General features: G+C 53.0%; 17 protein-coding genes. 5 read left to right on the top strand and 12 right to left on the bottom strand.

Annotated elements, in window-relative coordinates; translation table 11 throughout:
* Positions 1–12 precede the first annotated feature (12 nt).
* Positions 13–630: a flavin reductase family protein gene (locus ACWKXT_RS06510; RefSeq protein WP_454528751.1), complete on the top strand. Its 618-nt coding sequence runs from the start codon at positions 13–15 to the stop codon at positions 628–630.
* On the opposite strand, the gene rna is transcribed toward ACWKXT_RS06510, so the two are convergent.
* On the bottom strand, positions 624–1,433 hold the full coding sequence (rna, locus tag ACWKXT_RS06505) for a ribonuclease I (RefSeq protein ID WP_454531986.1): 810 nt from the start codon (positions 1,431–1,433) through the stop codon (positions 624–626). The genes ACWKXT_RS06510 and rna overlap by 7 nt on opposite strands.
* Before the next feature lie 94 nt (positions 1,434–1,527).
* The gene (gene dcuC / locus ACWKXT_RS06500) at positions 1,528–2,895 is read right to left on the bottom strand and encodes an anaerobic C4-dicarboxylate transporter DcuC (RefSeq protein WP_454528753.1); all 1,368 of its coding nucleotides are present in this window, start codon (positions 2,893–2,895) and stop codon (positions 1,528–1,530) included.
* A gap of 434 nt (positions 2,896–3,329) precedes the next feature.
* Between dcuC and pagP the strand changes: the two genes are divergently transcribed.
* Positions 3,330–3,905, top strand: a complete 576-nt coding sequence (gene pagP, locus ACWKXT_RS06495; RefSeq protein ID WP_080327910.1) for a lipid IV(A) palmitoyltransferase PagP — start codon at positions 3,330–3,332, stop codon at positions 3,903–3,905.
* A gap of 190 nt (positions 3,906–4,095) precedes the next feature.
* Positions 4,096–4,305 carry a transcription antiterminator/RNA stability regulator CspE gene (gene cspE, locus ACWKXT_RS06490; protein ID WP_002439184.1) on the top strand — a complete coding sequence of 70 codons (210 nt, stop codon included), beginning with the start codon at positions 4,096–4,098 and terminating at the stop codon, positions 4,303–4,305.
* 219 nt (positions 4,306–4,524) lie between these two features.
* Here cspE and crcB read toward each other — a convergent pair whose 3' ends face one another.
* The gene (gene crcB / locus ACWKXT_RS06485) at positions 4,525–4,908 is read right to left on the bottom strand and encodes a fluoride efflux transporter CrcB (RefSeq protein WP_014882986.1); all 384 of its coding nucleotides are present in this window, start codon (positions 4,906–4,908) and stop codon (positions 4,525–4,527) included.
* Positions 4,909–4,975: 67 nt separating this feature from the next.
* Here crcB and ACWKXT_RS06480 point away from each other — a divergent pair, with 67 nt between their 5' ends.
* Both ACWKXT_RS06480 and tatE read left to right on the top strand, forming a co-directional pair.
* Positions 4,976–5,764 (top strand): deaminated glutathione amidase, encoded by a 789-nt coding sequence (locus tag ACWKXT_RS06480; RefSeq protein WP_454531985.1) that lies wholly within the window; start codon positions 4,976–4,978, stop codon positions 5,762–5,764.
* A 126-nt stretch (positions 5,765–5,890) separates the two neighbouring features.
* Positions 5,891–6,091 (top strand): twin-arginine translocase subunit TatE, encoded by a 201-nt coding sequence (tatE, locus tag ACWKXT_RS06475; protein ID WP_454531984.1) that lies wholly within the window; start codon positions 5,891–5,893, stop codon positions 6,089–6,091.
* Between the two features lie 81 nt (positions 6,092–6,172).
* On the opposite strand, the gene lipA is transcribed toward tatE, so the two are convergent.
* From lipA to rlmH, 9 genes are all read right to left on the bottom strand, one after another.
* Positions 6,173–7,138, bottom strand: coding sequence for a lipoyl synthase (gene lipA / locus ACWKXT_RS06470; protein WP_080327908.1), 966 nt, complete (start codon positions 7,136–7,138; stop codon positions 6,173–6,175).
* Between the two features lie 207 nt (positions 7,139–7,345).
* On the bottom strand, positions 7,346–8,299 hold the full coding sequence (locus ACWKXT_RS06465) for a YbeF family transcriptional regulator (protein WP_080327907.1): 954 nt from the start codon (positions 8,297–8,299) through the stop codon (positions 7,346–7,348).
* Between the two features lie 291 nt (positions 8,300–8,590).
* The gene (gene lipB / locus ACWKXT_RS06460; RefSeq protein WP_454528756.1) at positions 8,591–9,232 is read right to left on the bottom strand and encodes a lipoyl(octanoyl) transferase LipB; all 642 of its coding nucleotides are present in this window, start codon (positions 9,230–9,232) and stop codon (positions 8,591–8,593) included.
* 95 nt (positions 9,233–9,327) lie between these two features.
* The gene (gene ybeD / locus ACWKXT_RS06455; protein WP_006177135.1) at positions 9,328–9,591 is read right to left on the bottom strand and encodes a DUF493 family protein YbeD; all 264 of its coding nucleotides are present in this window, start codon (positions 9,589–9,591) and stop codon (positions 9,328–9,330) included.
* Positions 9,592–9,696: 105 nt separating this feature from the next.
* Positions 9,697–10,908, bottom strand: coding sequence for a D-alanyl-D-alanine carboxypeptidase DacA (gene dacA, locus ACWKXT_RS06450; protein ID WP_080327905.1), 1,212 nt, complete (start codon positions 10,906–10,908; stop codon positions 9,697–9,699).
* A 139-nt stretch (positions 10,909–11,047) separates the two neighbouring features.
* On the bottom strand, positions 11,048–12,154 hold the full coding sequence (rlpA, locus tag ACWKXT_RS06445) for an endolytic peptidoglycan transglycosylase RlpA (protein WP_454531983.1): 1,107 nt from the start codon (positions 12,152–12,154) through the stop codon (positions 11,048–11,050).
* A 16-nt stretch (positions 12,155–12,170) separates the two neighbouring features.
* A complete protein-coding gene (gene mrdB, locus ACWKXT_RS06440) occupies positions 12,171–13,283 on the bottom strand; it encodes a peptidoglycan glycosyltransferase MrdB (RefSeq protein WP_013097590.1) in 1,113 nt (370 codons plus the stop codon).
* 2 nt (positions 13,284–13,285) lie between these two features.
* Positions 13,286–15,187: a peptidoglycan DD-transpeptidase MrdA gene (mrdA, locus tag ACWKXT_RS06435; RefSeq protein ID WP_080327903.1), complete on the bottom strand. Its 1,902-nt coding sequence runs from the start codon at positions 15,185–15,187 to the stop codon at positions 13,286–13,288.
* 28 nt (positions 15,188–15,215) lie between these two features.
* Complete coding sequence (gene rlmH / locus ACWKXT_RS06430; RefSeq protein WP_003858701.1) at positions 15,216–15,683, bottom strand: 23S rRNA (pseudouridine(1915)-N(3))-methyltransferase RlmH; 468 nt, start codon at positions 15,681–15,683, stop codon at positions 15,216–15,218.
* Positions 15,684–15,685 lie beyond the last annotated feature (2 nt).

The following is a 15,685-nucleotide window of genomic DNA, read 5'->3' as shown; positions in this document are numbered from 1 at the left end:
CGAGAGAGCACTATGTACTTCTATCAACCGTCTCAGGGGCATGGCCTGCCGCATGACCCGCTGAACGCCATTATCGGGCCCCGTCCGATTGGCTGGATCGCCTCCTGCGACCAGGCCGGCCTGTTGAACCTCGCGCCGTATAGCTTTTTTAACTGCTTCAATTATCGCCCGCCGATCATCGGTTTTTCCAGCAACGGCTGGAAAGACAGCGTGCGTAATATTGTTGAAACAAAGGAGTTTGTCTGGAACCTGGCGACCCGGGATCTCGCGGAAGCGATGAATCAGACCTCTGCCACGCTGCCTCACGACCAGGATGAATTTACTTTTTCAGGATTAACGCCTGCTGCCAGCAAGCTGGTGAGCGCCCCCCGCGTGGCGGAAAGTCCGGTCAATTTTGAGTGCCGTCTTTCGCAGTGCATTCAGCTTACCGGAGCCGACGGTACCCCGATTGATACCTGGCTGGTGCTGGGGGAAGTGGTGGGTATTCATATTGCCGAAACGCTGCTGGAAGAGGGGATATACCAGACGGCGAAAGCGCAGCCCATCCTGCGAGCGGGTGGGCCGACGGCTTACTATGGCATCAGTGACGAACATCGCTTTGATCTGGTACGCCCGGTGGTGGGTCAGTAGCCAGCTTTGTCGATCACGAATTGCTTTCCGCAGTTACCCGGATGGGGCTGCGGGGCAAAGGATGCCGCAGACAGCGGGCCGTTAATGGTGTCTGCTTTTAGCGAAATTTGCATCTCGGTCAGATAGGCCGGATTACCGTTACAGGTCAGCTTGAAGGCTTTGATATTTTCCTTGCCCCAGCTTTTGGCAACGGCGTTGTCAAAGTCGCTACGGTTGACGGTTTTACCATAGTTTTTCGCCAGGAACTGACCGACGGCGCTGTTTTTCATTTCCTGGTTCATTCTCACCATGGTGCCGAAATAGGCATCGGGATCAAAACCAAAGCAGACGCCATGTTTGGCATATTCGTAACGTTCCAGACAGGAGTTTCCACCCGCGCCCGGCATCACCTCGTTCAGCTTCGCCGCGCCGGAAAGCGACAACCCGGTTTCGGCTGCTGCGCATTTGCGGCTGGCCTTCACTTCCGGCATGTTGGGAATGGGGCGCGTGGCGCAGCCAAAGCGCATCCATCGACGTTCATCCACGCCGCGTGCGGCAATGGATTTCGGCAGGCCGGGCCATAGCCCGTGCACGGTCAGAAAATCGGCTTTATTTTCGCTCTCTTTTTGCAGACGACATTCATCCGGCTCATTGCGGTTACGCTCGACCATGCTCTGACAAAATCCGGTTTGCCAGGAGAGAGCCAGCACGTAGCGGTCGAAATCGCCATACTGCGTGGCCCTGAGGGGCTCGGCCTGTGCTGAGAAGACACTGAGTGCAAGCGCTACTGCGCCAGACGGGATAACGATATCCTTCCTGAACATGTAATTTCCTGATTGGTTGTGCGCGATTAATTTCTCCGGGTTATTAAAGCACAAAAAGCGCCCGCAGGCGCTTATTGGACGTCAGGAATTTAACTTAGGCTGCGCCGGGCACCAGTACTTCCGTGGCGATAATCACGATAATCAGACCCACCAGCACCGGCACTGACGTGCGTTTCACCACCTCAAACGGCGAGATTTTTGCCATCCCGGCTACCGCAACCACCACACCTGAGACAGGCGAGATGGTACGACCCAGATTTGAAGCCTGGAGCATGGGAATGGAAAGATAAGCCGGGTTGATACCGGACGAGTGAGCCAGCTTCGGGATCATCTCAACGAAGGCGTAGAAAGGGGCGTTGCCGGAGCCGGTGGTCATCGCCGCCAGCATGGTGAGTACCACCAGGACCAGCATCAGGATAATACTGGCTGAACCAAATGAGGTGGCGATGGAGATCAGACTCTGGATAAAGCCGATCGTGCTCAGACCCTGGGCAAAGACACCTGCTGCAACCAACAGCATCACCACGCCAGCAAACGCATCTGCCATACCGCGATACGCGACCTCAAGGCCGGAGAAAACTTTTTGCGTGTTGAAACCGCGCACGAACTCCAGCACGGCGGCTAACAGCATGCAGATGACCAGAATAGTAATGATGTGCAGCTGTGGGCCCCATTTTCCGTCAAAAATCAGCACGCCGAGAATCGGTGTGAACGGCAGAATGGAATAGAACGCAGGCGCAGTGGTGGTGATTTCGCTGACATCCATCATTTCATGGCTGATGTTCTCTTTCTTATCGAGATAGCGCTGCCAGAAGAAGTGCGCAATGCCCATTCCCACAATGGCAACGATTGAGATCGGCAGCGTGGTCTTAAAGGCGAAGTCGATAAGCGACATCTCGGCGGCTTTTGCCGCCAGCACAACGTCGCCAGAGGTCGGGGAGAGAATAATGGCTGCCGGGGAGGCGCAGATGGCTGCCGCTGCGCCACGGCTGATGCCGACGTTCACCATCACCGGGAACAGCGTGGCCATTAAGAGTACGCCAAGACCGGTTGCCGACGAAACGGCCAGCGACATCAGGCAGGCGAGGAAATAGGCGGCGACCATCAACAGATACGGTGAGTTAATGTACTGCAGGGGCTTCGAGGCAAGCTTAACAACCATGTCGTTTGCGCCGATATGGGTCATGTAGGCCGCAAAACCGCACAGCATCATGATCATCATACCGAGATCGCCACCACGGCTCATCAGCAGGATTTTAATGTATTCAACAATATCCGTGGCGGTGTAGCCCGTGCTGGTTGCGCTGGCAGGTAAAACCTGATGACCCATTAATGCGCTGATAATTAGCAGCGTTAAGCCACCTACAAATAATACGCCTGTGGCTGAGTAACCTTTAATGATGTAGCGCGCTACACCGACAATGACGACGACCCCAATAAGGAGTTCGATAAACGTAAGCATGATTTCCCCTGTGCCTTTTTGCCCTGAGATACAAATAATTAATAAAAAAAGAAGGATGAAAATGTGCCGAATTAATGGGCTACCTTTGCTGATTAAAATCAATAAAGAGACGACTAAGAAGCAGCATAGCAGTGTTTTTGTTATGGCTCAGGCATTTATTTCATCACAACGTTGACCGCCCAAAATAACGCAGCATGTCTCTTTAATGATAACAAAATGTTAATGGTTTGTGTGGTCCGGCCTGTTGCCGCAGGGACCGGTAACGCCCTAATAGACGTACATAATATGGGTTTATTTGGGGTGGCCTGAGCTCCGCTTTAAGATTATTCCCGTAAAGAGGCCTGATATTTAGGAGTAGCGCCGATGCCGTTAAGTCTTGGTTCAACTATTTTGTGGTAAACTTTGCTTCGAATATTAAGAATGGTAATTGCATTGTGATCGTACGTAATACTTTTTTCTCTATTTTAGTGTTTATTTTTGGTCAGTTAACGTTTTCTTCTGTTGCACAGGCAGATGACAACGCGACGGATAAAGGCTGGTTCTCTACCTTTACGGATAATGTTTCGCAGACCTGGTCAGCGCCTGAACATTACGATCTCTATGTTCCGGCAATAACGTGGCACGCGCGTTTTGCTTATGACAAAGAGAAAACAGATAAGTACAACGAGCGTCCGTGGGGCGCCGGTTTCGGTCAGTCGCGCTGGGATGAAAAGGGAAACTGGCATGGGATTTACCTGATGGCCTTCAAAGATTCCTTTAACAAGTGGGAACCGATTGGCGGCTACGGCTGGGAGAAAACCTGGCGCCCGTTAGCGGATGAGAACTTCCATGTGGGTCTGGGCTACACCGCAGGGGTGACGGCGCGAGATAACTGGAACTACATTCCGATCCCGGTGCTGCTGCCTCTGGCCTCTATTGGCTATGGCCCTGCAACGTTCCAGATGACCTACATCCCGGGGACATATAACAACGGTAACGTTTACTTCGCCTGGATGCGTTTTCAGTTTTAACTGTAAAAACGGCTTGTGCTGGTGAAAAAACGCGCAGCCGTTGATTCATAAGCGATAAAAATCTACCAGTGAAAATTAACGCGACTTTAGTCACTTTTTATCAAAGATCCGCTGGACAAAAGGTCCCACAATTGATGTACTGGTAACCGACACAGCATTTGTGTCGTTTTTTAATGTAAAGGTAATTTTGATGTCTAAGATTAAAGGTAACGTTAAGTGGTTTAATGAGTCCAAAGGATTCGGTTTCATTACTCCTGAAGATGGCAGCAAAGACGTGTTCGTACACTTCTCTGCAATCCAGTCTAATGGTTTCAAAACTCTGGCTGAAGGTCAGCGCGTAGAGTTCGAAATCACTAACGGTGCCAAAGGCCCTTCTGCTGCTAACGTAATCGCTCTGTAATTCAGACGCGTCAGCAAGAATTTCAAAACCCGCTCACTGAGCGGGTTTTTTTCGTTATGAATCAGCCAATCAGGTACATTTTCAGGAAGCTGGCAACGATCAGTACGCTCACCAACACCATGCCTGCGCTCATCAGATTCTGTTTCATTCTGTCACCCTCGTTCAGTATTGCCCTCAGAGTGACAGAGAAAAATTAAGCCAACATTAACGCTCCGGCGGTTAATGTGTGCTCACAGAGGAAAATAGCCAAAATGCGATCCCCGTCATCGCGAAAGATCCGAGCATGTTGATCGCGATATTCACTAGCGCCCAGCCGATACGACCTTCCTGAAAGAGAAAGACCGTTTCTGCAGAAAAGGTTGAGAAAGTGGTCAAACCGCCGCAGAAGCCCGTAGTAATCAACACCTTCCACATAGGATCGATATGCGTCATCCGGTTAAACCAGGCCAGCCCCATGCCAATAATAAAGGCTCCGATCAGGTTGGCGGCCAGTGTCCCCATGGGAATCGCCTGATGCAGAGGGTTAAACCGCATACTCAGAAACCATCGCGCAACGCTACCCGTACCCCCACCAATAAAAACAGCTAAAAGGAGTTGTAACACGCTAAATACCTGCTATTTGATGTGTAAGAGTAGCGAGTTTAACGCTGATTATGATGAGGGGACAAATATGTATGTTGCGGTAGGGCAGTTTGCGGTCACACCTGACTGGCAGGTTAACGCACTGCAATGCGTCAACCTGATGGTACAGGCCCGGGAGAAGGGCGCGTCGCTGCTGGTGCTTCCCGAGGCGCTGCTGGCGAGGGATGATAATGACCCGGATTTATCCGTGAAGTCCGCGCAGCCGCTAGACGGCGAATTCTTACAGCAGTTGCTCGCCCAGAGCACGGGCAATACGATGACAACGATCTTAACGATCCATATTCCCTCAGCGCCGGGTCGTGCGGTGAATACGCTGGTGGCTATCCGCGGCGGCGCCATTGTTGCGCACTATGCCAAGCTTCACCTTTACGATGCGTTCAGCGTTCAGGAATCCCGGCGTGTTGATCCGGGAGAGGACGTTCCGCCGCTCATCGAGATTGACGGATTTAAGGTTGGGCTGATGACCTGCTATGACCTGCGTTTCCCGGAGCTGGCGCTGCATCTGGCGTTGCAGGGGGCTGACGTGCTGGTACTGCCTGCCGCATGGGTCAAGGGGCCGCTAAAAGAGCATCACTGGTCAACGCTGCTTGCGGCGCGCGCGCTGGATACAACCTGTTATGTTGTGGCCGCCGGAGAGTGTGGTAATAAAAACATCGGGCAGAGCAGGGTGGTGGATCCGCTGGGCGTCACGATTGCCGCTGCAGCAGAAGCGCCAGCTCTGCTGATGGCGGAGATAATTTTAGAAAGAATTGCGCTTGCGCGTCAGCAACTCCCTGTTCTTCGCAACCGACGCTTTGCGCCACCGCAATTATTGTGATGTTTTTTTCAACAATGCTTGATTCACCTTGTTACAGATTGCTATTGTGTGCACGCGCCAAATGACCGTTAATACAATCAGGTTTTTGGCGCTGAATGCAGCCTGTTTTATGTAAAGAAGGTATCTATGGGTGAGATTAGTATTACCAAACTGCTGGTGGTTGCCGCACTGGTCGTCCTGCTGTTTGGTACCAAGAAGTTACGTACGCTGGGTGGTGACCTGGGGGCTGCCATCAAAGGCTTCAAGAAAGCGATGAACGACGATGATACAGCCGCGAAGAAAAGTGCTGAGGACATCCCGGCAGAGAAGCTTTCCCACAAAGAGTAACAGCAACGCCTGAGGGCTTGCGAAAAAAAACCGGCTCATGAGGCCGGTTTTTTTGTATTACTGTAAATAGATATTACAGCACTATTTAACTTCTTCGCCTTTTGCCTGCATATCCGCATGGTAAGAGGAGCGAACAAACGGACCGCACGCTGCGTGGGTAAAGCCCATCGCCAGCGCTTCGGCTTTCATCTCGTCAAACTCATCCGGGCTCACGTAGCGCTGTACCGGAAGGTGGTGACGGCTTGGCTGCAGATACTGTCCCAGCGTCAGCATGGTCACACCGTGACGGCGAAGATCGCGCATCACTTCGATGATTTCGTCATTGGTTTCACCCAGACCGACCATCAGACCTGACTTAGTTGGGATATGCGGATGCGCTTCTTTAAAGCGCTCCAGCAGCTTCAGAGACCAGTTATAGTCGGCTCCCGGGCGTACCTGACGGTAGAGGCGCGGAACGTTCTCCAGGTTGTGGTTAAACACATCTGGTGGCGTTGCGGTCAGGATCTCCAGCGCACGGTCCATACGGCCGCGGAAGTCAGGAACCAGGGTCTCGATTTTAATGCTCGGGCTTTTCTCGCGAATGGCAGTAATACAGTCAGCGAAGTGCTGAGCACCACCGTCACGCAGATCGTCACGGTCAACGGATGTGATGACCACATAACGCAGCGCCATATCGGCGATGGTTTGCGCCAGTTTCTGGGGTTCGTTAGCATCAGGCGCGACTGGACGGCCATGAGCAACATCGCAGAACGGGCAGCGACGGGTACAGATGGCACCCAGAATCATAAATGTCGCGGTGCCATGATTGAAACATTCAGCAAGGTTCGGACAAGACGCTTCTTCACAAACGGAGTGAAGGCCATTCTTGCGCATCGCCGCTTTGATCCCCTGAATACGCGAAGAGTCGGCCGGAAGTTTGATTTTCATCCATTCCGGTTTTCTTAACAGCGCCTCGCGCTCTGTAGCCACGTTTTTAACCGGGATAAGGGCCATTTTATCGGCATCGCGGTATTTAACACCGCGTTCCATCACAATGGGTTTACTCATAGCGTGCGTGTTCCAGTTGCGAATATCGAAGGAAAGCGTTTCAATTCAAGGGAATGTTGTATTTATCAACTATTTTTGAACGAACGACAGGCAGTATATCATTGAAACGGTCGTTAAAGCAGCCTGCCAGGTCGCCAATTTGTAAAATAGTTGTTGTTTTGTGCGTTTTACCCTGCATGTGGCAGGGGCTTATGCTGGCACATTTTGTCAGAAGGCCTGGCGGATAATGCGGATGACGTTTTCCAGAACCGGATCGCGCAAACTGAGTTTATTGTAATGCAGTGAAATCTCTATAGATTCCGCATTAAGCTGGCTGAGCGGAATACTCTCCAGCGGCCAGAGTTTACGCAGCAGGTTATACAGGCGTGAAGGCATGATGCACAGCATATCGCTGCTGCCAATCAGGGAGGCGGTGGTGAACATATTGTAACTACTAAAGCTGATCTGACGTTCCGGGAAAATTTCATCAATACGCTGGCGCAGTGCATGATTCGATTGTCCTTCGGTCATGAAAGACGAGTGGTCGTAGTTGCGCAGGTTCTCAATGGTTAACGGCTCGCTAAGAACGGGATGCTGCTGGCGGCAAACCAGAACCAGGTTATCGGCATAAAGCACATTTTGCCCCAGCGCTCGGGCACTGAAGCTGCCGCTTTCAATAATCAGATCGGTCTGGAACTGGGCAAGCTGAACGTCAGGCTCGCTGAGAGGCACATTGCGCAGCAGAAGCTGCGGCGCATGCTCTTTCACGGCCTGGAAGATGGCAGGCATCACCAGCACGCCCACGGAAGGAGAGCAGCCGATGGTGATAGTTCTCTGTTTGTCATAGCTTCCGGTTAAATCCAGCGCACCGAGAATCGATTCCAGCCCCTGGCTGATGTACTCATGGAGATGCGTGGCGTAAGCCGTCGGCGTGACGCCCTGGCCCTTACGAATAAATAACGGGTCAGGAAATATAGCGCGCAGCTTTTGAATTGACTGACTTATTGCTGATGGCGTGAGATTAAGAATTTTCGCAGCGTTAACGATACCCTTATGGACATATACTGCCTCAAAAATAGTCAGTAAATTGAGATCAATATTACGTAAAGTCCGAAAAATTTGCGGCTTGTCTTCGCCACCAGGGTCATTCAGGCGTTTGGCTGGTAAATTATTATACTCCACGCTTTCACTCCGTATACATTCACAACATGAATGATAGTTGAATTTATTTATTATGCTTGTAGAGATTCGTAAAGTGTTGGTTTTGTTTCACTTGTTTATCAAAAACAAACAGTTGTGTGATTATCACTCAAGTTACTTAGCCTGTGTATGCCGTGCTGACCGGAGGCTAAATAATATGTAACGGCAATATTCGGGCGCTTCGAAAATATAGAATCTGCGGATTATTGTAAAGCGTAAAAGCGGTAAATAAACAGTGGCCCGTCAAATTATCGAGCCATTCTGTATGATATATTAAGCAGGGATATATTCGTGTGGGGGATTGTTAAGTAGCGCTAACACGTTCTTCAGCAGAACCGGACGTATATTATCTGGCGTAGCGGTATCGACCCACTGGCACATTTGCGTCATTTCCATGCCGGCGTAGCCGCAGGGGTTTATGCGCTGGAAAGGCGTAAGATCCATATTAATATTCAAGGCCAGACCGTGGAAAGAACAGCCTTTACGAATACGTAGCCCAAGAGAGCAGATCTTCATTTCGCCAACGTAGACGCCCGGCGCATCAGCACGTGGGTGCGCGTCAATACCATACTCCGCCAGCGTGTTGACGACGGTTTGTTCCAGTAACGTCACCAGCTCACGCACGCCAAGCTTTCTGCGCTTCAGATTAAGCAGGACGTACATCACCTGCTGACCAGGCCCGTGGTAAGTCACCTGACCCCCGCGATCGCTCTGGATCACCGGGATATCGCCCGTCATTAATAAATGTTCCGCTTTACCCGCCTGACCCTGTGTAAACACCGGCAGGTGTTCGACCAGCCAGATCTCATCAGGGGTTGTGTCATCGCGTGAATCGGTGAAGTCATGCATAGCCTGGGAGACAGGCTCATAAGGTTGCAGCCCGAGATGACGGACCAGAATTTTATCCTGATACAAAACTGCGTCTCCGAAGACGAGGGACAAAAGATGCGGGGGAGTATATCACAGCGGGGGAGAGGGGTTACCCGGTAAACCGGGTAACCGCAAAGGGACTACAGCACCATACGAACAATTTCGATATTGCCGAGCTCTTCGTACAGCGTTTCAACCTGCTCGATATGTGTGGCAGTGATGGTAATAGAAACCGAGTGGTAGTTGCCCTTGCTGCTTGGTTTTACTGACGGAGAGTAGTCACCCGGCGCATGGCGCTGTACCACTTCAACCACCTGATCAACCAGCTCAGGTTTCGCCAGACCCATTACTTTGTAGGTAAATGAGGTAGGGAATTCAAGCAGTTCGTTAAGTTTGGTTTTCATGTCAGCTCCGGCGTAACGTCAAAAAGAATAACTCCCACGTCGGGTGGGAGTTATCAGGATACTTAGTATATGGGGATCAAAATCACACTTTCAAGTGTTCGATTTTTAGCCAAACCAGTGATGGAACATCAATTTAATGTAATCAATGATTTTGCCGAAGAAATTGCCTTCAGGAATTTCTTCCAGCACCACGAGCGGGCGCTGATCGATCGTTTTGCCGTCCAGCTGGAAGTTGATGGTACCCACAACCTGGTTTTTCTGCAGTGGGGCGTGCAGCTCAGTTGTGTTAAGTACGTAGCTCGCTTTCAGATCTTTCATGCGGCCACGCGGAATGGTCAGATACAGATCTTTATCCACGCCCAGGGAAGCACGGTCGTTATCGCCGAACCAGACGGGCTCGGAAGCGAACTCTTTACCCGCTTTTAGCGGATTCACGGTTTCGAAGAAACGGAAGCCCCAGGTCAGCAGCTTCTTGCTTTCGGTTTCACGGCCCTTAAAGGTGCGACCGCCCATCACGGCAGAGATCAGACGCATCTGGCCTTCCGTCGCAGAGGCTACCAGGTTGTAACCGGCTTTATCGGTATGGCCTGTTTTGATGCCGTCAACGTTCAGGCTGTTATCCCACAGCAGGCCGTTACGGTTGGTCTGACGAATACCGTTGAAGGTGAACTCTTTCTCTTTATAGATGGAGTACTCGTTAGGAACGTCGCGGATCAGCGCCTGACCAATCAGCGCCATATCGCGCGCGGAGCTGTACTGACCGTCTGCATCGAGACCATGTACGGTCTGGAAATGACTGTTCTTCAGACCCAGCGCAGTCACGTAGCTGTTCATCAGGCCCACGAAGGCATCCTGACTACCGGCGGCGAAATCAGCCATGGCTACGCAGGCATCGTTACCGGACTGCAGGTTGATACCACGGATTAGCTGAGAAACCGGAACCTGCATTCCTGGTTTCAGGAACATCAGCGAGGAACCTTTGAAGACAGGGTTCCCGGTTGCCCACGCATCGTTACCGATGGTGACCAGATCCGTTTCCTTAAACTTGCCGGCTTTCATGGCCTGGCCGATAACGTAGCTGGTCATCATTTTGGTCAGACTGGCCGGGTCACGGCGGGCATCGGCATTCTGTTCTGCCAGCACTTTGCCAGAGTTGTAATCGATCAGGATGTAGGATTCCGCGTCGATTTGCGGAACGCCAGGGATCATGGTCTTGATATTCAGGTCATCAGCATGAGCTGCAGAGAGTGCAGTCGCGCAAAGGGCCGTGGTCAGCGCCATGCGCTGCACAAAACGAGCAGAAAAAGTGGTCTTCATGGTCAGAACTACGACATCCGTGATGGAATTAAAAAAAGTGCCCTACTATAGCAAATGCTATTCAGGCAGGCATCCGACTTTAAGCATGAGTTTGTGAATGTGTTTTACACAAATTGACATTTCGGATACCGCCGATTAATTACTTCGCAACAGCGATAAAGGACTGCAGCTGCGCCTCGCTCTGCAAACGCTGCTGCAGGGATGCTGCCTGCGATTTGCTGGCAAACGGCCCCATCTGAATACGCCAGACGGCACCATTCTGCTCAACGCGCCCGGGTACGCCAAACTGCTGGCTCAGACGCTGCTGGTACTGCTGGGCACGGGCCCGATCGCTGACGGCACCCACCTGAACGACAAAGCCGCCGCTGGCTGCTGCGGGCGCGCTCTGGGTCGCGACCGGAGTCGTTACAGGCGCCGGTTGTGCAGACTGCTGCGCGGCGGGGGCGGTAACCGGCGCTGGTGCCGGTTCATTGCCTTCCAGCACGCCTGAGTCTAAGGTCGTCGGTGCGCCAAGAAAGCCGCTACTCTTTACCGGTGCGCCAGTGGAATCATCGCTTTGCAGCGTGTCATTGCTGATTGGGCGAATTTCTCCCGCAGGCTGAGAAGGCTCAGCTGGAGAAGAGACGCTTCCCATGCCGCCGTCCAGATTTGGGCGATCGGGAAGGGCGTAAGTTTGTTTCGCCACCGTGGTACACGCGGTTCCTGGCCCGGAGAGCGAACCATCCTGCGCCACGATAATCGGGTCAATGCGGACTTTGGTGTTATTCGAGGTGTTCAGGCGATCGGCAGATGCGCGGGACAGTGAAATCACCCGGTCATTACCGTACGGGCCGCGGTCGTTAATACGCACGACAATCATACGGCCGTTCGCCAGGTTGGTGATACGGGCGTAGCTTGGGATCGGCAGCGTCGGGTGTGCCGCGGTCAGCTGCATTGGGTCAAATGTTTCACCCGATGCCGTCAGGTTACTGCCCGGCTCAGCATCATAAATGGCGGCAAAGCCAGCCTGGCTGAAGCGGGAAGGATCCTGCACGATTTTGTAGCTTTTGCCGTCGCGTTCGTAATCCTGATTCGCGCTGGCATTCAGCGGTTCGTAAACGGGGTCGGCGCCGCTGATTTCAACGATCGGGCCATTACACACCGCAGGCTGCGGTGGCGCGACGGTTGCCTGTTGCTGACCATCATCACTTGTGCAGGCCGCAAGTAAACTTGCCGCAATGCAGATCCCCAGCCACTGCTTACGCATTCCGATCCCCTTATTTTTATACGCTTTTTGACAACATTTTTCTGTGGGTATGGATCGACATCACGATACCAAACCCGGCCATCAACACGATCAGTGCCGAGCCTCCGTAACTCACCAGCGGTAGCGGTACGCCTACCACCGGCAGAATACCACTCACCATACCAATATTTACGAAGACATAAACGAATAAAATCAACATCAATCCACCCGCCATGACGCGGCCAAAGGTGGTTTGCGCGCGGGCGGCGATCCATAATCCTCGCATGATCAGCAGCACGTAAAGAGCCAGCAGGATCAGGATGCCAACCAGCCCCAGCTCTTCTGCCAGTACCGCAAAGATAAAATCGGTGTGGCGTTCCGGTAAAAACTCCAGCTGCGACTGGGTACCGTGCAGCCAGCCTTTACCGCGCAGGCCGCCGGAGCCAATCGCAATCTTGGACTGAATAATATGATAGCCCGCACCCAGCGGATCGGTTTCCGGATCGAGCAGCATCATGACGCGCTGACGCTGATAATCATGCATCAGGAAGAACCACAGGATAGGGATAAACGCCGCAACCAGCACCACCGCGATACCAATCAGACGCCAGCTTAAGCCTGAAAGGAACAGGACAAACAGGCCGGAGAGGGCGATAAGGATCGAGGTGCCGAGGTCAGGCTGCGCCGCAACCAGCAGCGTTGGCAGGAATATCAGCACCAGGGCAATGGCGGTATTTTTCAGCGACGGCGGACAGACGTCGCGGTTGATAAAGCGCGCCACCATCAGCGGGACCGCGATTTTGGCAATCTCCGAGGGCTGGAAACGAACAACGCCCAGATCCAGCCAACGCTGCGCCCCTTTTGAGATCGCACCGAACGCGTCAACTGCCACCAGCAAAATAATGCAAAAGATGTAGAGATAGGGCGCCCAGCCTTCATAGACGCGCGGCGGGATCTGCGCCATTACCACCATGATAACCAGCCCCATCGCGATCTGGCCGATCTTGCGCTCCATCATGCCGATGTCCTGGCCGCTGGCGCTCCAGATAACCAGGGCGCTGTAAACCAACAGAGCCAGCAGGATCAGCAGCATGGCTGGGTCGATGTGGATTTTATCCCACAGCGATTTTTTATTTGGATTATCGGTCATGATTATTGGTCCTCCGCCGCAGCGGCGGCCGGGTTTTCAGCCGGCAGCTCGGTGTTGTTATCACCCAGCATAATGTGGTCGAGGATCTGGCGCATGATGGTCCCTACCGCCGGGCCAGCGCCGCCGTTCTCCAGAATCATCGCCACCGCCACCTGCGGGTTATCGTAAGGGGCAAATGCCGTCATCAGTTTATGGTCACGCAGACGTTCGGCAATGCGGTGTGCGTTATAGGTTTCATTGGCTTTCAGACCAAAGACCTGCGCCGTACCGGATTTCGCGGCCACTTTATACGGCGTACCGGCGAAATACTTGTGTGCGGTACCATTCGGACGGTTTGCCACGCCGTACATCCCATCTTTGGCGATTTCCCAGAAGCCGGAGTGAATGTCGCCCACCGGCGCTTCATGGGGCTGGATCCATGGCACTTTTTTGCCGTCTTCAACGGTACTTTGCAGCAGATGCGGGACTTTAACCACGCCGTCGTTAATGAGGATCATCATCGCTTTGTTCATCTGAAGCGGGGTGGCCGTCCAGTAACCCTGGCCGATACCCACCGGAATGGTGTCGCCCTGATACCACGGTTTTTTAAAGCGCTTCAGCTTCCACTCACGGGTTGGCATGTTGCCTGAACGTTCTTCAGCCAGATCCACGCCGGTGTAGTGTCCGTAGCCGAATTTGCTCATCCATTCAGACAGGCGGTCAATCCCCATGTCATAGGCCACCTGATAGAAGAAGGTGTCCGCAGACTCTTCCAGAGATTTGGTGACGTTCAGATGACCGTGGCCCCATTTTTTCCAGTCGCGATAGCGTTTTTCAGAGCCGGGCAGCTGCCACCAGCCCGGGTCAAACAGGCTGGTATTGCGGTTGATGACGCCCGCACTCAGCGCTGAGACCGCCACGTACGGTTTAACCGTTGATGCGGGTGGGTAAACGCCTTGCGTGGCACGGTTCACCAGCGGGGTGTTAGGGTCATTCAGCAGGCCGGAGTAGTCTTTGCTGGAGATGCCGTCAACAAAGAGGTTCGGGTCATAGCTTGGCATGGAAACCATAGCCAGGATGCCGCCGGTGCGCGGATCGGTGACCACCACGGCGGCACGGCTGCCTGCCAGTAAGGTTTCAATATACTGCTGCAGTTTGAGATCGAGCGTCAGATAGACGTCATGTCCCGCCTGAGGAGGCACTTCTTTCAGCTGGCGGATGACGCGGCCACGGTTGTTAACCTCAACCTCTTCATAGCCGGTCTGCCCGTGCAGGACATCTTCATAGTAGCGTTCAATCCCCAGCTTGCCGATATCGTGCGTTGCGGCGTAGTTCGCCAGCTTGCCGTCTTTATCGAGGCGCTCGACGTCTTTATCGTTAATCTTGGAAACATAGCCGATCACATGCGTCAGCGCGGAGCCGTAAGGATAGTAGCGACGTTTGTACCCCTTCACTTCCACGCCGGGGAATCGGTACTGGTTCACTGCAAAGCGGGCAACCTGAACTTCCGTCAGGTTGGTTTTCACCGGAATGGAGGTGAAACGGTGAGAGCGGGCGCGCTCTTTCTTGAAGGCCGCGATATCGTCATCGTTAAGATCGACAACGCTTCTCAGCGCCTCCAGCGTATTCTGCACGTTATCGACTTTTTCCGGCATCATCTCGACTTGATAGATGGTGCGGTTTAACGCCAGCGGGGTGCCGTTACGGTCGTAGATAATGCCGCGGCTGGGCGCAATAGGCACCAGCTTAATGCGGTTTTCGTTTGAACGCGTCTGGTAATCGGTAAAGCGGACAATTTGCAGATTATAAAGGTTGGCGATCAGCACGCCGGTAAGCAGCAAAATCCCCGTAAAGGCGACCAGCGCCCGGCGCACAAACAGCGCGGACTCAGCCGTATAGTCGCGAAAAGAATTCTGTAGTTTCATCCGCTGCTTAATCTACCCTGGTCAGTCATTACTCGCGGTGATAAGGGTGGTTGGTAGTAATGCTCCACGCGCGATACAAACTTTCTGCTACCAGGACCCGCACGAGCGGGTGGGGCAGCGTCAGCGCAGAGAGTGACCAACTTTGTTCTGCTGCCGCTTTGCAGGCGGGGGATAACCCTTCTGGTCCGCCAATCAACAGACTGACGTCACGGCCATCCTGCTTCCAGCGCTCCAGTTCGTGCGCCAGTTGCGGCGTATCCCAGGGTTTACCTGGAATATCGAGGGTGACGATGCGGTTCTTGCCTGCGGCAGCCAGCATCAGTTCGCCCTCTTTATCGAGAATACGTTTGATATCCGCGTTCTTGCCGCGCTTCCCGGCGGGAATTTCCACCAGTTCGAACGGCATATCTTTAGGAAAACGACGCAGATACTCAGTAAAACCGGTTTGTACCCAGTCCGGCATTTTGGTGCCGACGGCGACCAGCTGCAACTTCACGC

The organism is Enterobacter sp. UPMP701, assembly GCF_053709515.1.
This window is presented reverse-complemented; position numbering and strand designations above follow the sequence as displayed.